The organism is Paenibacillus sp. 7516, assembly GCF_002272715.1.
Lineage (GTDB): Bacteria > Bacillota > Bacilli > Paenibacillales > Paenibacillaceae > Paenibacillus > Paenibacillus illinoisensis_A.
Map to the genome: position 1 here is coordinate 1 of NZ_NPBI01000046.1, position 18,493 is coordinate 18,493.

Annotated in this window: 20 protein-coding genes and 1 riboswitch; of the genes, 18 read left to right on the top strand and 2 right to left on the bottom strand. The window is 46.2% G+C overall.

Features of this window, described 5'->3' with window-relative positions; all coding sequences use genetic code 11:
• Window positions 1-156 precede the first annotated feature (156 nt).
• Window positions 157-597, top strand: coding sequence for a hypothetical protein (locus CHI14_RS28220; protein WP_249281270.1), 441 nt, complete (start codon window positions 157-159; stop codon window positions 595-597).
• 643 nt (window positions 598-1,240) lie between these two features.
• On the opposite strand, the gene CHI14_RS28225 is transcribed toward CHI14_RS28220, so the two are convergent.
• On the bottom strand, window positions 1,241-1,765 hold the full coding sequence (locus CHI14_RS28225; protein WP_095293334.1) for a hypothetical protein: 525 nt from the start codon (window positions 1,763-1,765) through the stop codon (window positions 1,241-1,243).
• Between the two features lie 478 nt (window positions 1,766-2,243).
• Between CHI14_RS28225 and CHI14_RS28230 the strand changes: the two genes are divergently transcribed.
• The 12 genes from CHI14_RS28230 (at window position 2,244) to rsmI (ending at window position 11,682) form a co-directional block, all read left to right on the top strand.
• Window positions 2,244-2,429: a sigma factor G inhibitor Gin gene (locus tag CHI14_RS28230; RefSeq protein WP_095293335.1), complete on the top strand. Its 186-nt coding sequence runs from the start codon at window positions 2,244-2,246 to the stop codon at window positions 2,427-2,429.
• Between the two features lie 286 nt (window positions 2,430-2,715).
• Complete coding sequence (locus CHI14_RS28235) at window positions 2,716-4,401, top strand: aminotransferase class I/II-fold pyridoxal phosphate-dependent enzyme (protein WP_095293336.1); 1,686 nt, start codon at window positions 2,716-2,718, stop codon at window positions 4,399-4,401.
• A 183-nt stretch (window positions 4,402-4,584) separates the two neighbouring features.
• Window positions 4,585-4,956, top strand: coding sequence for a CidA/LrgA family protein (locus tag CHI14_RS28240; protein WP_283164017.1), 372 nt, complete (start codon window positions 4,585-4,587; stop codon window positions 4,954-4,956).
• On the top strand, window positions 4,932-5,624 hold the full coding sequence (locus CHI14_RS28245) for an LrgB family protein (protein ID WP_095293338.1): 693 nt from the start codon (window positions 4,932-4,934) through the stop codon (window positions 5,622-5,624). The genes CHI14_RS28240 and CHI14_RS28245 overlap by 25 nt, the downstream gene beginning before the upstream one ends.
• 227 nt (window positions 5,625-5,851) lie before the next feature.
• Window positions 5,852-6,499 carry a dTMP kinase gene (gene tmk / locus CHI14_RS28250; RefSeq protein WP_095293339.1) on the top strand — a complete coding sequence of 216 codons (648 nt, stop codon included), beginning with the start codon at window positions 5,852-5,854 and terminating at the stop codon, window positions 6,497-6,499.
• A 59-nt stretch (window positions 6,500-6,558) separates the two neighbouring features.
• Window positions 6,559-6,888: a cyclic-di-AMP receptor gene (locus CHI14_RS28255; RefSeq protein ID WP_017691391.1), complete on the top strand. Its 330-nt coding sequence runs from the start codon at window positions 6,559-6,561 to the stop codon at window positions 6,886-6,888.
• Window positions 6,889-7,171: 283 nt separating this feature from the next.
• On the top strand, window positions 7,172-7,615 hold the full coding sequence (locus CHI14_RS28260; protein ID WP_095293340.1) for a YaaR family protein: 444 nt from the start codon (window positions 7,172-7,174) through the stop codon (window positions 7,613-7,615).
• Between the two features lie 9 nt (window positions 7,616-7,624).
• Window positions 7,625-8,596 carry a DNA polymerase III subunit delta' gene (gene holB / locus CHI14_RS28265; RefSeq protein WP_095293341.1) on the top strand — a complete coding sequence of 324 codons (972 nt, stop codon included), beginning with the start codon at window positions 7,625-7,627 and terminating at the stop codon, window positions 8,594-8,596.
• A gap of 118 nt (window positions 8,597-8,714) precedes the next feature.
• On the top strand, window positions 8,715-9,515 hold the full coding sequence (locus tag CHI14_RS28270; RefSeq protein ID WP_095293342.1) for a PSP1 domain-containing protein: 801 nt from the start codon (window positions 8,715-8,717) through the stop codon (window positions 9,513-9,515).
• A 28-nt stretch (window positions 9,516-9,543) separates the two neighbouring features.
• Window positions 9,544-9,912, top strand: coding sequence for a DNA replication initiation control protein YabA (yabA, locus tag CHI14_RS28275; RefSeq protein WP_095293343.1), 369 nt, complete (start codon window positions 9,544-9,546; stop codon window positions 9,910-9,912).
• Window positions 9,913-10,011: 99 nt separating this feature from the next.
• Window positions 10,012-10,800, top strand: a complete 789-nt coding sequence (locus tag CHI14_RS28280; protein WP_095293344.1) for a tRNA1(Val) (adenine(37)-N6)-methyltransferase — start codon at window positions 10,012-10,014, stop codon at window positions 10,798-10,800.
• Window positions 10,801-11,682: a 16S rRNA (cytidine(1402)-2'-O)-methyltransferase gene (rsmI, locus tag CHI14_RS28285; RefSeq protein ID WP_095293345.1), complete on the top strand. Its 882-nt coding sequence runs from the start codon at window positions 10,801-10,803 to the stop codon at window positions 11,680-11,682. It begins immediately after the preceding gene.
• Between the two features lie 277 nt (window positions 11,683-11,959).
• Here the strand turns inward: rsmI and CHI14_RS28290 are convergent, their stop codons facing one another.
• Complete coding sequence (locus tag CHI14_RS28290) at window positions 11,960-12,214, bottom strand: AbrB/MazE/SpoVT family DNA-binding domain-containing protein (RefSeq protein ID WP_024633700.1); 255 nt, start codon at window positions 12,212-12,214, stop codon at window positions 11,960-11,962.
• Window positions 12,215-12,532: 318 nt separating this feature from the next.
• Between CHI14_RS28290 and CHI14_RS28295 the strand changes: the two genes are divergently transcribed.
• From CHI14_RS28295 to rsmA, 5 genes are all read left to right on the top strand, one after another.
• Window positions 12,533-13,810 carry an HD domain-containing protein gene (locus CHI14_RS28295; RefSeq protein ID WP_095293346.1) on the top strand — a complete coding sequence of 426 codons (1,278 nt, stop codon included), beginning with the start codon at window positions 12,533-12,535 and terminating at the stop codon, window positions 13,808-13,810.
• A gap of 310 nt (window positions 13,811-14,120) precedes the next feature.
• Window positions 14,121-14,891, top strand: a complete 771-nt coding sequence (locus CHI14_RS28300) for a TatD family hydrolase (RefSeq protein WP_170948305.1) — start codon at window positions 14,121-14,123, stop codon at window positions 14,889-14,891.
• A gap of 242 nt (window positions 14,892-15,133) precedes the next feature.
• Window positions 15,134-15,387: riboswitch (cyclic di-AMP (ydaO/yuaA leader) on the top strand.
• Window positions 15,388-15,658: 271 nt separating this feature from the next.
• Window positions 15,659-16,843, top strand: coding sequence for a 3D domain-containing protein (locus tag CHI14_RS28305; protein WP_095293347.1), 1,185 nt, complete (start codon window positions 15,659-15,661; stop codon window positions 16,841-16,843).
• Between the two features lie 152 nt (window positions 16,844-16,995).
• Window positions 16,996-17,541: a ribonuclease M5 gene (gene rnmV / locus CHI14_RS28310; protein WP_095293348.1), complete on the top strand. Its 546-nt coding sequence runs from the start codon at window positions 16,996-16,998 to the stop codon at window positions 17,539-17,541.
• Between the two features lie 4 nt (window positions 17,542-17,545).
• On the top strand, window positions 17,546-18,448 hold the full coding sequence (gene rsmA, locus CHI14_RS28315; RefSeq protein WP_170948308.1) for a 16S rRNA (adenine(1518)-N(6)/adenine(1519)-N(6))-dimethyltransferase RsmA: 903 nt from the start codon (window positions 17,546-17,548) through the stop codon (window positions 18,446-18,448).
• Window positions 18,449-18,493: the final 45 nt, after the last annotated feature.

Below are 18,493 nucleotides of genomic sequence, written 5' to 3' on the forward strand. Positions count from 1 at the left end.
ATAAGGCAGTATTAAGAGAATGGAAGCGTCATCAGAAGGTAACAGTATTGTTACAGAATATAAGTAAGAAATCAGTATAATAGGACTATGTTAAATATGCTAAAAGTACCTGACCACAGAGCTGTGAAATGTGCAGCTGTGAAAAGGAGGGTGTGTGTGTTAAGTTGGCGGAGACTTGGGCTGTATTCATTTCTAATGATTGGTTTGTTGGGTGTGCTTACAGGATGCGGTGATGCCGGACCTTCCTGGACTTCATATGAAGGCGCAGTCAACGAGAAGAGTTTCCCTGTACCGAAAGTAGCGAATAAATCGGACCAATCCGGAAACAATTCGGAGATGGACTATGTTCGATATACATTGTCTGGTATTAGTGAGAGTACCAGCCTGCCTGAAGTATATCTAGACGAGATTAAAAGCTGGGGCTGGACGGAGACACAAGCCAAGAGTACATCAAACACCTCAAACTCTCTTCGTGTGTTTGCTAAAGAGGGGCATATTGTTCATCTAGCTGTACATGATGGATTCTTCACGCTTATGGTACCTCGAAATGATACTGCGACAACAACGGTGAAATCCCTTGTTGATGATGAAGAGTAAGAGTACGGTTTGTTTTGTAACATTGTAATGTTCAGACGATACAAGTTCCCGTATGCCTACGGGGGCTTTTTTTATTTCAGGGAAGAGGAGATACACTGGGTTAGTTTAGGAGGCTATGAGTCCTTCCAAAAACCCGACCCAAGATGACTTGAGCTCTTCATAAGCTGCCAAGTTACTGCACGACAACTATGGGTTCCATGGTAATTGATACTCTTATTATTAGAGGGAGGGCCCTAAAGCAGGATTTATGAGCGCGTAGGGATCTCAGTTAGGTAGTCCAAGACACTAGATAAAGCGTAGAGACATGAGCTGAAAATAGGCTTGAGGCGAAGAGCAGTAGAAATATGGCTGCTTAATGGGGTACAGTTTAAACGGCTGCAATGTCTGATCACTAGATAGAGGATGAGAACGGGAATAAAATAAGTGGGGATAACCTTGTTAGCTTCTACCCATGCTGTGGATAAAAGAAAGGTTAGTTAGAACAAACAAAGGTTATCCACAGTGGATAACCTTTGTTATTTATTAAATAGTAGGAATGCTTGATTGCTTACGAAGACCATAGGTCATTTTCTAAGCCAAGCTGGGAGCACGGTTTATGTATTGCACTTGCACATGATACTTTTTATAAATGAGATAAAGGCGTCTATTGCAGATAGTACGAAACGTCCTGTTCGTTTAGTTTGATTAATCCGTCTTTGCGTTCACGTGAGAGAATCATAACCACGTACAAACGGGGGAGGAGCAGCCACAGATGCCAGAAAATCAGTGAAAGCGTGAAGGACAGCGGAGACCAGATCAGGCAAACGGTAATGATGCATAGTCCAATCCAGCTCATGTTCAAATGTACTCTGACAAACATACGGTAACTAAAGTGCTGATCCGGAATATAACCTAACCAAGGCATATGGAAGTTCCAGCGCCAGCGTTTGGCATAAGAGGCACGGACCAGAAGTAATATGGTTCTGGCAATGACATAATGAATCCAAAGGGTGATGGGCCCTGCCAGTAGAAAAAAGAAGAGGCCGGTCCAGGAGAATGCCAGTAAATTAAAAAAGAGCATAATGATAGGCAAGCACAGATAGCTGTAGATGACACTGCGGGCAATAGCCTTTTTTTTCAGAAGCCGGTATTGATAAAATGTAGCTTTATTCTCCGGTTCAGCGGTCATACGATTACAAATCCTCCTTCTGGGATCACGTTTCGTGTATGGACGTATGCTTGTTACGTTGCTGTCGTGCAAATGATCCATATGCGTATAGGAACCTTGGAAGCGCTATAGGGATAATGTACAAGTTTAAGTGTAGCAGACCTCATACAAGTATATCCTCGAACATATCGACTGTCAGGTTCTGATGTATTATATATCGGCTGAAAATCAAAGTTTTTTTAAGATTATAGAATATAAGTTTTTAGTGGAGGCGAAGTTGAAAGTGTATATATGAGGGAGGAGATATAACCTTATGGGAAGCATGAGTGCAAAAAAGTACGAGCGGTATGCGATTTGTTGAACTTTTGAATCGGTACAGACACCCAATGGGTGTTGGGCGAATATATATATTTTACAGAAAGAAAGCACTATGAAAAGGTTTAAAATAATAGAAACTGTGCAATACTGATAGTAAACGTAAAACAAGGTGGGATGGTTGATGGAAGAACACACCGAACACACATGTATTATCTGCGAACAGAAAAAAAGAGAAGGCATTTTTATTGTATCTGAATTTATATGCGATGCTTGCGAAGCAGAAATGGTTCATACTGATGCACAGGATGCCAAATACAATTATTTTATACACCAAATGAAACAGATTTGGGTGCAAAAAAACGCATAATGACCATAAGCCGAAACATCCATTCATGTAGGTGTATTCAGGGGCCCGTAGGGCCTTTTTCTGTTTGGTAGGAGAATTGTAGAACAGACGATTGTGAAGTACCGTGGATTTGGCGAAAAGACTGATATAATAAAAGGGTTAATGAGGAGCAGAATAAGAGTAATCTTGTGCTCTTCACTTAATGCCGATCAAGAGAGGGACAGTTCACAAGAGAGCTCTTATTATAATAGGAAGTTAAAGAGTAAACGTGAATCCAAATTTATTGATTATATAGGAAGGTAATTCTATGAAATACAAACCATATCATGCTCCTTTGTACGAGGCTCTGCTTCATTACCAGGATTCGGGGAATCGTTCTTTTCATGTGCCTGGGCATAAGAATGGAAAAGCTTATCGAGGTTTGATGAATACAGAAAATAGGAAGCAGCACGGAAGTTCTGACGTTGTGCCAACGGCGGCCTTTCTGGACATGATGCGGATGGATGTAACGGAAATTACCGGTACGGATGATCTGCATCATCCAGAAGGAGTGATTCTGGGAGCTCAAGAGCTAGCGGCCGATTGTTTTGGTGCGGAGGAGAGTTTCTTCCTTGTGGGCGGAAGTACGGCTGGTAATTTGGCTATGCTGCTTACGGTGTGTGATGAGCCACAAAGTATCGTGCTTGTCCAACGTAATGTACATAAATCAGTCATTCACGGGCTGATGCTTGCTGGCGCAAGAGCTGTGTTTCTGGAGCCCCATGTTGATCCATGCAGCGGACTTGCCGTTATTCCGTCGGCAGAGACGGTTGCGGCTGCTGTCCAGGCTTATCCTAAGGCAAAGGGGGTACTTGTTACTTTGCCGAATTATTACGGCATGGGGGCTGATCTGACGCCCATAGCCGACATATGTCACGCTGCTGGCATGCCACTGCTCGTGGACGAAGCGCATGGCGCGCATTATGGACAGCATCCACAGCTGCCTGCTTCATCCTTGTCATGCGGAGCGGACGGGGTGGTGCAGTCGACCCATAAGATGCTGTCTGCCTTCACCATGGGAGCCATGCTGCACATTCAGGGGCCGTTGTTGAACCGGTCCCTGCTGCGGCAGCGTCTGGCCATGGTGCAGAGTTCAAGCCCATCATACCCGGTGATGGCTTCGCTTGATCTTGCGCGCCGGCTGCTGCATGTGCAGGGCGCAGACACCTTCACGGCGGGGCTTGCCGCCGTGAATGCCTTCAAGCGCGGCCTTACAAAGCTGCCGCGCTTTCAGCTGCTGCAGCCTGTGCAGGCGCTGCAGCAAGAGCCGCCAGCCGAGGCAGAGCCGGCTGCTGGCGGTAACAAGGCCGCCGATGTATCGGGGCGGCCAACAGCACCTCCCGCGGCGGCGATGCCATCTGCCGCGGGTTACACCGCTCAGGACCCGTTTAAAGCCGTCATATATGACGGGGCGGGGGTACTGAGCGGTTATGGGCTGCAGCAGCAGCTGGAAGCTTACGGCTGCGTGCCCGAGATGAGCGACGAACGGTACGTCGTCCTGCTCTTCAGCCTTGGCTCAACGCGAAGTGATGCTGAGCACTTGCTGCAGGCGTTAGAGCACATTAGTCAAGCCAATGAGAATGAGCATAGGCAAGACCTGAACGAGCCATCAACGCAAGCTGCGAAAAAGGCAATTCACTATATTTCCACGTGGAACAATTTACTAGATGCATCCATGGAGTCCTTTTCAGAGCCTATTTCGTTCTCGCTACAACCTATATCAGAAAAAGATACAGCAGAAGTTGAACTCGAAGACTGTGCAGGCTATCGATCCGCTGAGATGATTATTCCGTATCCTCCTGGAATCCCAATTCTATATGCCGGGGAACGAATAAGTCCTGCTGCAGTAAAACGTATAAAGCTTCTGAGGGATGAAGGGGCGAGGTTTCATGGCGCAGCGGATGGTACTCTTCGATCATTGAAGATCATGAAGGAAGGGGAGAAGTTAAGTTAAACCCAAAATGTGAGGCAATACTTCTCATTACGTACTCACTCACTCTTTCATCACTAATCCCTCAATAATTCTATTATTCGTACCAGCTAATACATCATGTGCGGTCTAGACATAAGAAAGAAGGGAATTATTTTGGATATTCCGATAAAGAAATATACAGGAATAGTCCTGCAAGTCATGTTAATGTATGGCTTTTATTGGATAGGAACCTGGATACAGTCTATATTGCATCTACCTTTGACAGGCAGCATTGTGGGCATGCTGCTTTTGTTCATGGTCATTCAAATGGGGTGGATCAGGATCAGCTGGGGAAATGAAGGTTCGTCCTGGCTCCAGTCCAATCTACAGTTATTGTTTATCCCGCCTACGGTAGGCATCATTAATCACTTTGATTTCTTTACTGCGAATACAATCCTGCTTGTGTTGGGATTTATCCTCAGTACCCTAGTCACTTGCTTGCTATCTGCCAAAATTGGTGAGTGGCTTATGGCGTGGTTAAGATCGCATCGAGACAAGAAGGAGGCGATCTCATGTCCACATTCATCATCGGAATAGCTATGATTGCTCTGACTGTGGCCTTGTATATCCCGGCGACTCGTCTATATAAGAAGATAAAGTGGCCTGTTCTTATGCCAGTACTCACAACAACGGCAGTCATTGTAGTCATACTGCTCATTACAGGAATTAAACTGGATACCTATATGCTGGGTGGAAAATGGATACAGGATCTTCTGGGGCCTGCGGTCGTTTCCTTAGCCTTCCCTTTATCCAAACACATGGATGTGCTGAAGCGGAACGTCATTCCCATTCTGGGTGGTACGCTTGGAGGAAGCATCATAGGGATGTTTACCGGAGCATCGGTAGCTCTGCTGCTTGGTTATCCCAAAGATATTGTGATCGCCTTACTGCCAAAGTCAGTCACTACTCCTGTTGCCATCCAGTTGGCAGATCAGGCAGGAGGCAACGCTTCATTTACGTCCCTATTTGTAATGATTGCCGGTTTTTCGGGGATATTACTTGGGCCGCTGATGATGAAATGGATTCGAATAAAGGATAATAGTGCCTATGGCATTGGACTCGGCTCAGCTTCTCATGCACTTGGCATGGCCAGATCTTTTGAATATGGCGAGAACGCTGTAGCATTAAGCTCCGTCTCCATGATTGTCAGTGCGATAGCCGGATCATTGTTCCTTCCCTTATGGGTATCCATCATCTATGGTTGACCGGTCATCTCTATTGAAAATATTGGCGGAATAGCTGACCGCTATCGCTTGATCATGTATAGTATGATAGTAAGAAGCTTGTACAATATGGCCCAAACGACAATACCATGATCATGAACATACACCTCTGGGCGTGTCATTTCATAATCTGAAGTAGAAAGATCAAGGCCATATAACATTCACAGCAGAGTAAGATGCCATTATCGACATAGAAAGCAGGGAAGCATATGCAGGGCAGAGGTAAATTCATTACGTTGGAAGGGGGAGAGGGGTCCGGTAAAACAACGATGATCAGCAGATTGGGTTCTTACTTCGAGGAACAGGGTATACCTTACGTAGTTACTCGTGAACCTGGGGGGATCGAGATCGCGGAGAAAATACGTGCTATTATCCTTGACCCTCTCCATACGGCAATGGATGCGCGTACCGAAGCACTGCTCTATGCAGCTGCACGCAGCCAGCACTTGGCCGAGAAGGTGGAACCGGCGCTGAAGGCAGGCAAGACGGTCATCTGTGACCGCTTTGTCGACAGCAGTCTGGCATATCAAGGTCATGCACGTGGGCTTGGAATAGAGAATGTCTGGGCCATTAACCGGTTCGCAATAGGTGAGCTCATGCCGGATGTTACACTATATCTGGACATCGAGCCTGAAGCAGGTCTTGCCCGGATTGATGCCCACGATGGACGTGAGGTAAACCGTCTGGATCTAGAGAGTCTGGAATTCCATCGTAAGGTTAGGGAAGGGTACTTCCTGTTAAAGAAACAATTCCCGGAACGAATCCAGGTTATTGATGCTTCCAGACAGCCTGATGAAGTCGCAGCAGCATTGATTTTGTCGCTGGAGACAGGGATTTTGAAGGATTTTGGCGAGTAATTGTCTAATATATAGACAGGGCATTTCTAAGGTGCTTATTCTGAAGGAGGTTATGCAGGATGAAACTGATTGTTGCGATTATACAGGATAAAGACAGCAACCGATTATCCAGCGCATTGGTCAAAGCTAATTTTCGGGCAACGAAATTGGCCAGTACCGGTGGATTTTTGAAGGCAGGCAACACGACGTTTATGATCGGTGTCGATGATGGTCAAGTCGAGTCCGTAATGAATGTCATTCGCAGCAGCTGTAAGGTTCGTGAACAGCTCGTGACTCCGGTCACACCGATGAGCGGAACAACCGACTCTTACCTGCCGCTGCCTGTTGAAGTCCAAGTGGGCGGAGCTACCGTGTTTGTTCTGCCAGTGGATCGTTTTGAACACTTCTAATAATGCGTTCTGTGTCTATGATGCAAAATGATTGCTAGTGTTCTTAGGCGACTTATATGTGTCCTTCCTGATAACAGGAATCGGCGCTTTCCGTCCGAAATTAGGCCATCTTTTGAAGGGAATGCTTGCTTTCGGGCGGAAGTTGACTACCAAGCAGGTTAATGGTGGCAAGTTTTATCTACCATTTATATAGAGACTCATACAAGGGTATCTTCCACGCACAGGCGCAGCGCGCACTGTGCTGATGGTCGATGGTCTACTATAATAGAAAGCGGGCATATCGATGAAAATCAATCCTGGATTCAGACCGATGCAGAGCGGAATCAATGCTACCGACTCCAGTTCCAAACCGGTTCAATCCAAAAGTTTCTCTGACATGATGAATCACCAGGGTGAACGAGCCTCACAAGCCGAGCTTAACCGCCGACTAAGTGAAATTCAGATGCAGGGCGATCGCTTGGCTCGTTCCATGACGATTCGTGAACTGAAAGCATACAAGCAGCTGGTCAAAAGATTTCTGGAAGAAACGGTTCGCCGGGGTGTATCCATGAAAGAGACCAGAGGATGGGATCGGCGGGGCAGAGGCAAAAGATACAAGCTAATTGATGAAATCGACTCTGCACTGTTATCCATGGCTGATGAACTGCTCGAAACAGAAGAAGGTAAAATCACGTTATTACAACAAGTAGGAGAAATTCGGGGAATGCTTATTAATTTAAGCTTCTGAGGAGGAAGTATGTCCTTTCAACAAATTATGGGTCAGCAGGCAGCCAAGCAGATGTTGCAGAGCAGCTTGAGACGCCAGGCAATCAGCCATGCGTATTTGTTTAGCGGGCCAGCCGGCAGCGGGCAGCTGAAGACAGCGGTCACGTTTGCCAAAGCCATATTCTGTACAGAGCTTGAAGATGATGCCTGCGGACAATGTCTGGAGTGCCGTAAGGTCGAGCATGGTAATCATCCGGATTTAACGATGCTTGCACCAGATGGAAACAATATTAAAATCGATCAGATTCGGGATCTGCAGCGTATTTTCTCATACCGTTCAGAGGCTGGCCATCCCAAAGTTTATATTATAGAACAGGCAGAAAAAATGACCGTACAGGCGGCGAATAGTCTGCTGAAGTTTCTGGAGGAACCGCAGGTGCCTGCGGTAGGGATTCTGATTACCGATAATGGCCAAGCCATGCTGCCGACTATCCGCTCACGCTCACAGCTTGTTCCTTTCAGTGCACTGAATCCGGAAGAAATGCTGCAAGCTCTGATCGCGGAAGGACACCCGGCCAATCTGGCACGTTCGGCGGTTCATTTGGCATCAGGACTGGAATCATGTAGAGAAATTCTCCAGCAGAATTGGTTTGCAGAAATTAGAAACGTAATGTTACAATTAGGGAAGGAGTCCCTGGGCAGAGGGAGCACATCATTGATCTCTGCACAGCAGAAGCTTTTTAAAACCGGACTCTCGGAACATCTGGATATTATGCTGAGTCTATTCCATTTATGGTTTAGGGATATGCTGTATGTCCAGCACGGTAGGCATGAACATATCGTTTTTATAGATCAGTTGGACATGCTGTCTCAGTTGGCAAATACCCGCAGCACGGAGCAGTGGGTGTCCTATATGGATTTGGCCGCGGCATGCAGAAAAAAATTGCGTTTCAACGTCAATGGCCAGCTTTGTCTGGAGCAATTTTTGATCGGTTTGGCATAAGGCTGGGGAGAGGACAGTTTTTGTTCCATTCATATGCAAACGGTTATAACTTCGGAGGGTTCCCTAAGAAGACAGGGCTTCAGACGAAGTGGGATTGGCTTACAAGGGGGTTAATTTTTTGTACAGTGTAGTGGGTGTCCGTTTCAAAAAAGCGGGCAAAATTTATTACTTCGATCCCCTGGACCTTCCCATTGAGAAAGAAAATTGCGTTATCGTGGAGACAGCGCGAGGGGTAGAGTACGGTAAGGTTGTCGTTGGCAAGAAGGAAGTAAGCGAGTCCGATGTGGTGCTGCCGCTCAAAAAAGTCATTCGGGTTGCGGGAGACACTGATGCCCGCGTAGTGGATGAGAACAAGCGCGCAGCGAAAGAAGCTTTCGGTACTTGTTTAAATAAAATCAAAGACCATGGCCTCAAAATGAAGCTGGTCGATGTGGAATTTACGTTTGATCGCAACAAGATCATTTTTTATTTTACAGCTGAAGGAAGAGTGGATTTCCGGGAGCTGGTCAAGGATCTCGCAAGCATTTTTCGGACACGGATCGAGCTTCGGCAGATTGGTGTGCGCGATGAGGCCAAGATGCTTGGAGGAATCGGACCTTGCGGCCGTGTATTATGCTGTTCTTCCTGGCTGGGAGACTTTGAGCCGGTATCCATCAAGATGGCCAAAGATCAGAGCCTGTCACTGAATCCGACGAAAATTTCAGGGTTGTGCGGAAGACTCATGTGCTGTCTGAAATTTGAGCATGATAACTATGAAAGTGTGAGAGAAGAACTGCCGGCCGTAGGCAAGTTGGTCGTCACCTCTATGGGTGAAGGGAAAGTTGTCGGCATCAATGCCGGTAATCGCACAGTCCATGTTCAACTGTTCGACATCAGTAAAGTCAAAGAACTTCCGCTGGATGACGTCGTTATCAAGTAAACCATAAAGGTTGCTTCGGGGTGGAAACTTGGAAAAGAAAAATCTGTTTACGCACATTCATGAAATGGAAACCCAATTGGGTCAGTTGCACAGTGATTTAGGAGAGTTAAAAATGATTGTCAAAGAGCTGCTTGAAGATAATCAGCGGCTTACGATTGAGAATGAGCAGCTACGCAAACTGCTCAAGCGTGAGGCTCCGGTAGATCTGCCTGTTTCATCTGCACTGGCTCCAGCCGCTAGACCGGCAGGTCCGGCTACAGGTGAAGATGTGGTAGGTGAAGGATATGATAATCTGGCCCGGCTGTATCACGAAGGATTCCATATCTGCAATGTCTATTACGGACATTTGCGGACGGAAGGCGATTGTCTGTTCTGCCTGTCTTTTTTGAATAAATGAAGTGACCGTAGGGAAAAGCCCCTACGGTTTTTTTTCAAGGTTATAGACCTAAACTAAAGCTAAAATGCGATATAGAGTACCGGAGGATGAACGTATCATATGACAGCCAATGAAGCTAAAGAAGTAATTTTGCATGAATCAGAACGGATTGATGATCTGCTCTCTCATGATTTGAGAATCATTCAAAGTGATGAAGTATTCAGTTTTTCCATGGACGCCGTATTGCTTGCCAGGTTTGCTTCTGTTCCAAAACGAGGCCGTGTACTCGATTTATGTACGGGAAATGGGGTTGTTCCGATTCTGCTGACAACGCGTACGCAGGCTACCCTGGAAGGAATCGAGATTCAGCCAAGGCTGGCAGATATGGCACGGAGAAGCGTGAAGCTGAATGCTCTGGACCAATCGATCACCATTCATGAAGGCGATCTGCGGGAACTGGTGAAACAGACAGGACATGCTGTTTATGATGCGATTACCGTGAATCCGCCGTATATGCCGCTGAATGGAAGTGACCTTAAAATGAATACACACCAAGCCATGGCACGTCATGAGTTGGGATGTACATTGGAGGAAGTGATTCAGGCATGCAATCGTCTCGTGCGTAATGGAGGAAAAGTATCCATGGTTCACCGCCCTCAACGGCTCGGGGAGATTATCTCTCTGATGAGGGAGTACAAGCTTGAGCCCAAGCGAATCCGAATGGTTCATCCACGCGCTCACCTTGAAGCCAATATGGTGTTAATCGAAGCGCTGAAGGATGGTAAACCGGAAGTGCGCATGCTTCCGCCCCTCATTGTCTACAATGAAGAAGGAACCTACTGTGATGAAATTATGGATATTTATTACGGATCACAACAACCAACGGGTACTACGGAAGGAGGAGTGTAAGTGACACTGCACATTCAAAAAAGTTATGCGGAAGTCCATGATGGTCGGGGTAAATTATATTTGGTTGGAACACCTATTGGGAATCTGGATGATATGACATTTCGAGCAATTAAGACACTGCAGAGTTGTGATATTATTGCGGCAGAAGATACAAGGCAGACCCGAAAGCTGCTCACTCATTTCGAGATCACCCCTTCCATGTTGTTTAGTTATCATGAACATAATAAGGCGGCAAGTGGCCCTGAACTGATACGCTATATAATAGAAGGAAAAAATTTGGCACTGGTCAGCGATGCTGGTTTGCCAGCCATTTCAGACCCGGGTTCCGATCTGGTACAACTAGCAATTGAGGCAGGAATTCATGTTATTCCGATTCCGGGTGCCAATGCAGCATTGTCAGCTCTAATTGTATCCGGACTACCGACGGAACGCTTCACGTTCGGCGGCTTTTTGCCGCGCGAGAAAAAGGATATGCGCAAAGTGCTGGAAGGTTTTGACGAATCTAACGGTACCTTGTTGTTTTATGAGTCACCGCATCGTATTCGCAAAACGTTGGTCAATCTAGAAGAGATTCTGGGGGATCGTTCGGTTGTGCTGGCTCGTGAGCTGACGAAGCGACATGAGGAGTTTGCACGTGGCACGGTTCGCGAGTGCATAGACTGGCTGGAGGAACATCCGCCACTTGGAGAGTACTGTTTGCTTGTGGAAGGCATTAAGGAACAGGAACGTAAAGCAGAGCGTGAAGCTTGGTGGCAGCAATTGTCCCTGGAGGACCACGTTAGCCACTATGAAGGCGAAGGACTTCACCGCAAAGATGCGATGAAAAAAACAGCAGCGGATCGAGGGTTAACGAAACGTGATGTATATAACGCGCTGATCTAATCCTCTGCATGACACAAATACGGTTAAACAGGGGAACATAACCTGAAAAGTTTCTTATTGGAAACCTTAGAGAAATATTAAAAGTCCGAGGCGGTGCAAAAATATTTTTGGATTTTTTCACCGCTTTTGTAGTTATGGAGGAGCTGCATCAGGGTTTGTCTGAATGGGGTAATAAAAAAAAGACCTTCCAACGGTGGGGTTCACACCGGGAAGGCAAGCAAGGAATATAAAAAGGTTAGAATTAACAATTCAATAAGTCCATTATACCTGAAATTTCTTATTTTGTCACAGGTGCAGGAATTTCGGAAATACATTCGTTACAAACGATTTTACCTTTGAAGTATGTAACGTTCTCAGCGTTACCACAGAAGATACAAGCTGGCTCGTATTTTTTCAACATGATGCGCTCACCGTCAACATAGATTTCCAGAGCATCTTTTTCACCGATACCCAGTGTACGGCGCAATTCGATTGGAATAACTACCCGTCCCAGTTCGTCTACTTTTCTAACAATACCTGTTGATTTCATCATTATAATCAGTGCTCCTCTCAGCTACTTATCTTTGTCATTATTCGACATTATTTTATGTTTTATGATACTCATCATACCAACGATTCCCAAAACAGTCAACCTTAAAATTAGCTTAAAATTAAGGCTGTTTTTGATAAGATTACGGCGGGCAAGGGGTTAAGAGCGATTTTTCATATTTAAACATCAATGTCAGGTTTGTCGATTTGGAAAACAATAAAAGTACCTTATTCGACAAAATTCGTCATTTTATGTCGAATAAACGGGTTGGGTAAGACTGAAAGCGACAAACACAACTCAAAAACAAGGGAGCGAAGCGACATGGAACAGCGTTTAACCGAAGAGAAAGTGTTTAAAGATCCGGTACATAATTATATTCATGTGCAAGATCCGATAATATGGCAGTTGATCAATACCCCAGAGTTTCAGCGCTTACGACGGATCCGTCAGTTGGGAACATCCTATCTGACTTTTCATGGTGCTGAACACAGCCGGTTTTCACACTCATTGGGCGTTTACGAAATTACACGGAAGATTATCTCTCAATTTGAAAGAAGTCACTACTCCGATTGGCCTAAGGAAGAAAAATCCGTTGCTCTCTGCGCTGCATTATTGCATGACTTGGGACACGGGCCATTCTCCCATTCCATTGAAGAAGCCTTCGACATGAACCATGAGGACTGGACGTGCCAAATTATCCTTGGGGATACCGAAGTGGGGGCGATCCTGAGACGGTATGCTCCCGATTTCCCGGAGAAGGTGGCATCTGTTATTCAGAAAACATATGAAAAGCCAATCGTCGTGAATTTGGTCACTAGCCCGCTTGATGCAGACCGGATGGACTATTTACTTCGGGATGCATACTTTACAGGTGTAAACTACGGAACTATCGACCTTGATCGCATCCTGCGAATGCTTCGTCCTTATCACGGGAGAATTGTAGTCAAGGAATCCGGTATGCATGCCGTGGAAGACTATTTGATGTCACGTTACCAGATGTACTGGCAAATTTACTTTCATCCGGTTACCCGAAGCTCCGAAATTATCCTGAGACAAATATTTAAGCGTGCAAAAGAGCTGGTAAAGCAGGGGTTCCAATTTCGTTTCATGCTGGAGCCATTGCCGCAGCTGTTTGCAGGAGTGCTCTCTGTTGAGGAATATCTGCAATTGGATGAGGCTTTGATACAGACCACATTCATGCAGTGGCGTAAAGAGAACGATTCTGTTCTGAGCGAGTTATGCGAACGTTTTATGGATCGCAGGTTGTATAAGTATGTAGAGGTTGAACAGATCGATGTGGAAACGATTGAAGAAATTCAGGTTGCCTTTGCCAATGCAGGTCTTCATCCCGAATATGATCTGGAAATTGATTTTCCGACGGATCTTCCGTATGATGTTTTTCGTCCGGATGAATCGACAGACAAACAGATTCTGCTGCTGGATAGACAGGACAAGTTGCATGAATTGTCCGAGGTTTCGGACATCGTCCGTTCAATCAGCGGAATACATCGTGGTAAGCACAATCTGTACTATCCGCAAGACAAGGTGGACGCCATCATTCACGAGCTGCCCTCTCATATTCGCCCATACTTCTCATGATCATGAATTGAGCCGTGGGGAGTAAAATATTTACAAATTAGCTATGACAGAAAGAGTTTCTACTTCGAGATATTATCATGATACAGTAATCTGCTTTAATGGAGAGTATATGTAGATCGACATAATTTTGTAATGTACACTTTTTTTGAACAAATTGAGATCATAAGGGCTCCTATATATAGTAGAAATTGAATTTGGTAATTCCACATGTTGTACTCTGAAAAATCAATGATGATGATAAAATGGGTGCATTTTATAGGATTTTGATTGGGATAGAAAACAGTTATTCGACAGGAAGGGAGAAATACAAATGATGTTATTCGACACACATACACACCTGGACGCACCGCAATTCGACGAGGACCGCGAGGAGATGATTCAACGTGCTGTAGACGCCGGGGTTGGCCGTATGATCAATGTCGGTTTCAACCGGGAGACCATTCCATCCACGATGAAGCTTGCCGAAACGTATGATTTTATATATGCTGCTGTAGGCTGGCATCCTCAGGATGCCATTACGATGCAGGAGGGCGATCTCGAGTGGATTGCATCTCTGTGCAAACATGAAAAAGTCGTTGCCATAGGCGAGATTGGCCTGGATTATTATTGGGACACTTCACCCAAGGATGTGCAGCATCGTGTATTAAGACAACAGATCGGACTGGCTCGTGAACTTAACATGCCTATTGTCATTCATAATCGCGATGCTCATGAGGATATTGTCAAAATTTTGCGTGAAGAGAAAGCTGGCGAAGTCGGGGGTGTGATGCACTCTTTCTCAGGAAGCTGGGAAACGGCAAAACTCTGTCTGGATCTAGGGTTCCATCTATCCTTCGGTGGACCAATTACGTTCAAAAACGCCAAGCAGCCGAAAGAGGTACTGGCGAAGGTGCCAATGGACCGATTTTTCATCGAAACCGACTCCCCATATCTTACACCACATCCTTATCGTGGAAAACGAAATGAAACAGCGCATGTACGTCTGGTTGCAGAAGCAGCTGCGGAAATTAAAGGCATTTCGGTAGAGGAAATTGCTGCAATAACAACCAAAAATGCCATGGAACGATTTGGTATTCGTTAAAAAACGAAGCAAATGCGGTGAAAAAGAGAGGTAGACGGAGCGAATTTGCTTTTTGATCCAAATAAATGAAGAATATTACAATATTTTAACCAAATATTTAGAAAAACGTACTTGAACAACGCTTTACAACATGCATCGAAACAGGATATCATCTTTTCAGTGAATTGTTGTGCGGAAAATTGGACAGATGTTCGGGGGATGAACAAAGGGACACTTTCCGATGACACAACAATACTTTTCATGAACCGATCTCGCTGAGTCTCCGTTAACGGAGAGCGGGGGAACCAATAGGGCTTAAACATCAGTGTAAGCAGCTGATGCGCATCGTTCGCTGACCCAAAAGCAGCGGATGCATTTGCGAAGCGCTATTTGATTTCTTCTTTGGGTCTCGGGGTGAATTCAAGGGCATCCGCCATGAGCGGGTGACCGGAGATAGGGCGGCTCTCTTTCGCCCGAACCCGACAGCTAACCTCGCAAGCGGAAAAAGAGAGGCAACCTCGTGCATGAATTTCCGATATTCAAAATCATTCGGAAGCCACGAAAGAGTTCCTCTGACACTCTTTCTTTGGCTTTTTTGTTTTTGAATAAAAGAAATAAGGTCATCATACGGTAAGAATTCAGGTGGTGACATCATGTTGCGAAGAGTGGTTCATGGTGCAGAACCGGTCATTGAGATAACGGTCAGTTCTGTAGAAAATTTGGTATAGTCGCGTCAAAGACATCATGCATTAACTTTAGACGGCGAGGCTATGAAGGAGGACGGAGAAGTGGGCACATTCCAACCAGAAGAGACCCATGAGTCACGATCATCCAGTAAGTCTTACGCGTTGCGGTGGAAGCATGAGAACATGCGTCAAATGGCACTGATCGCTATTTTCTCAATCGCGCTTACAATCATGATCTTGTTAGTCGTTTACGGTCAAGCCGGGAAACAAATTTCGCTGGTTATTGATGGCAAAGCTCAAGCGGTAGAGACTCGTACAGGAATGCTTCAAGAAATGCTGGAGGAGCAATCAATCACAGTCAGCCCCCATGATGAGGTATCCATGCCTTTGAACGGGGCAATCGCAGATGGAGACCGCATTGTTATTGAGCGGGCCGTTCCAGTCAACATTACGGCAGACGGAGACACCAAGACTCTGTATACAACCGATTCATCGGTAGAAGATGCAATTCAGAAATCTGGAATTGAAGTTGCCAGTGAGGATAAGGTTTATCCTGCGCTCGCAACACCAATCAAGGCAGATATGAAAATTCGCGTAGTGCGTGTAACAAAGCGTACAGTGGAAGTGGAACAGCCGATTGCGTACAAAGTAATCAAAACGGCTGACCCTAGCTTGTACAAAGGTGACAATCGCGTCATCGTAAACGGCAAAGAAGGTACACTTGTACAGCATATCGAAAAGGTGTTTCAGGATGGAGAATTAGTCTCCAAAAAGATGGTGGGCAAATCGGTATCGACCAACCGTGTCGATAAAGTTATTGCTGTCGGAACCAAAGCAAAACCTGTTGTGAAGCAGCCGGAGATTCAGACGGTATCGGCCCAAACCTCCACAGCAAAGAAAGAAACGACAACGAACTCGAAGAAAACCGCTGCATCAGGCAGCAAAGTGATTACCGTCTCAGGCACTTCTTTTAAATATTCCAAAGTACTTAAAAATGTATCGATGACTGCGTACTCTTCTGAAGAGCCTGGCATTGGTACAAAAACAGCTTCCGGTACCCGGGTAACCGAAGGACGGACCATTGCGGTCGATCCAAAAGTGATTCCGATCGGCTGGTGGGTGTACATTGAGGGACTCGGCTTCCGTCGTGCGGAAGATACCGGCGGTGCCATTAAAGGCAACAAAATCGATGTATATTATGACAGTGTAAAGCATGCCCTGAATTTCGGACGTAAGAAAGGCAAGACGGTATATGTGATCGGTCCAGTTAAGCCGGAAGCGAACTAAAATCGTTTTACTTTGAAATGGGAATGCTATAAAATAGTTGCATGAATGAATCATGCGGAATATGCGGCGGTGGAGTCTGAACAGGCTCGCCGCCGTTTGGCAGAGAAGAGGATATTCCTCTTCTTTTTGCGTTAGAAAGGAAGAAATGGAACATGATAAAAGAAGTCATTGTGGTAGAAGGACGCGACGATACCGTCGCCATCCGGCGGGCTGTTGAGGCAGACACCATAGAGACCGGCGGATCAGCCATCAACCAGCGAATCTTGAAGCGAATTGCACTGGCACAGGAGAGACGCGGTGTAATTGTTCTTACGGACCCGGATCATGCTGGTGAGCGCATTCGCAAAATCATTGCAAATAAGGTCCCGGGCTGCAAGCATGCTTTTATTCCGGAAGCGGATGCAACCCGCAAAGGGGATATCGGGGTCGAGAATGCCTCACCTGAGGCAATCCGCCATGCACTGGAGCGTGTGCATACCTCATATGAGGGTGTACCGAGCCTGATCGATTGGGAGGACTTGATTGCAGCAGGGCTGATTGTGCACCCGCAGGCAGCCGCAAGGCGTATGGAGATGGGGAATCTGCTCGGCATAGGTTACTGCAACGGAAAGCAGTTCCACAAGCGGCTGGGTGTATTCCAAATTAGCCGGGAAGAGTTTTCTGCAGCATTATCGCAAATTGAACGTGAAGGATTGTGAGCGTATGAATGGCATGGATGAGACTTTGGAAATTGCAACACCCAAGCGAACGAAAGAGATAATTCAGAGACACGGTTTCTCCTTTAAAAAAAGTCTAGGTCAGAACTTTCTGATTGATCAGAATATATTGAACAAAATTGTAAATGCAGCGGATTTGGACGAGTCCAAGGGCGCACTCGAAATCGGCCCGGGGATTGGGGCACTTACGGAGAGGCTGGCCCGAGCAGCCGGCCCTGTAACAGCTGTAGAAATCGATCAGCGTTTGTTACCGATCCTTGGAGAGGTAATGGAGCCTTATCCCAACGTTCGGATACAGCACGGCGATGTGCTGAAGCTGGACTTGGCAGAGCTTTTTCGCACAGACTTTGCTAGTGTGAGCAAGGTGAGTGTTGTAGCCAATCTGCCGTATTATGTGACGACTCCTATTATGATGAAACTGCTGGAAGAGAAACTGCCGGTAGACAGCATTGTCGTTATGATTCAGAAGGAAGTAGCAGAACGTATGGCAGCTGCACCCGGCTCGAAGGACTACGGAAGTCTGAGCATTGCGGTCCAATACTACAGTGTGCCTGAATTGGTTTGCATTGTGCCGCCAACTGTATTTATTCCGCAGCCCAACGTGGAATCAGCTGTCATCAAGCTCAAGGTTCGTGAGCAGCCTCCTGTCGAAGTGCCGAGTGAAGCACACTTTTTCGAAGTGGTACAAGCCTCATTTGCCCAGCGCAGAAAAACTATCTCGAACAATCTCAAGGCTCGCTTCTTCACCAAGGAGAATCGGGAGCAGGCGGATCAGTTACTGGAGCAGGCTGGCATTCAGCCGTCCAGGCGGGGTGAGACACTTAGTCTGCAGGAATATGCGACGCTAAGCACAGTAATGTGGGATGCAGGAGTTCGTGCCGGCCTGTAAATAAATTCGGATGAACCAAACCGGGTCTTTGCCCATACGATGGGG

Excerpts from the sequence above, each read along its gene's own strand:
- rsmA (WP_170948308.1), top strand. The coding sequence starts at position 17,546 with ATGAATGGCATGGATGAGACTTTGGAAATTGCAACACCCAAGCGAACG.
- tmk (WP_095293339.1), top strand. The coding sequence starts at position 5,852 with ATGCAGGGCAGAGGTAAATTCATTACGTTGGAAGGGGGAGAGGGGTCC.
- rnmV (WP_095293348.1), top strand. The coding sequence starts at position 16,996 with ATGATAAAAGAAGTCATTGTGGTAGAAGGACGCGACGATACCGTCGCC.
- CHI14_RS28280 (WP_095293344.1), top strand. The coding sequence starts at position 10,012 with ATGACAGCCAATGAAGCTAAAGAAGTAATTTTGCATGAATCAGAACGG.
- CHI14_RS28225 (WP_095293334.1), bottom strand. The coding sequence starts at position 1,765 with ATGACCGCTGAACCGGAGAATAAAGCTACATTTTATCAATACCGGCTT.
- CHI14_RS28255 (WP_017691391.1), top strand. The coding sequence starts at position 6,559 with ATGAAACTGATTGTTGCGATTATACAGGATAAAGACAGCAACCGATTA.
- CHI14_RS28300 (WP_170948305.1), top strand. The coding sequence starts at position 14,121 with ATGATGTTATTCGACACACATACACACCTGGACGCACCGCAATTCGAC.
- CHI14_RS28260 (WP_095293340.1), top strand. The coding sequence starts at position 7,172 with ATGAAAATCAATCCTGGATTCAGACCGATGCAGAGCGGAATCAATGCT.
- holB (WP_095293341.1), top strand. The coding sequence starts at position 7,625 with ATGTCCTTTCAACAAATTATGGGTCAGCAGGCAGCCAAGCAGATGTTG.
- CHI14_RS28235 (WP_095293336.1), top strand. The coding sequence starts at position 2,716 with ATGAAATACAAACCATATCATGCTCCTTTGTACGAGGCTCTGCTTCAT.
- CHI14_RS28295 (WP_095293346.1), top strand. The coding sequence starts at position 12,533 with ATGGAACAGCGTTTAACCGAAGAGAAAGTGTTTAAAGATCCGGTACAT.
- CHI14_RS28290 (WP_024633700.1), bottom strand. The coding sequence starts at position 12,214 with ATGATGAAATCAACAGGTATTGTTAGAAAAGTAGACGAACTGGGACGG.
- CHI14_RS28245 (WP_095293338.1), top strand. The coding sequence starts at position 4,932 with ATGTCCACATTCATCATCGGAATAGCTATGATTGCTCTGACTGTGGCC.
- CHI14_RS28240 (WP_283164017.1), top strand. The coding sequence starts at position 4,585 with ATGTATGGCTTTTATTGGATAGGAACCTGGATACAGTCTATATTGCAT.
- CHI14_RS28230 (WP_095293335.1), top strand. The coding sequence starts at position 2,244 with ATGGAAGAACACACCGAACACACATGTATTATCTGCGAACAGAAAAAA.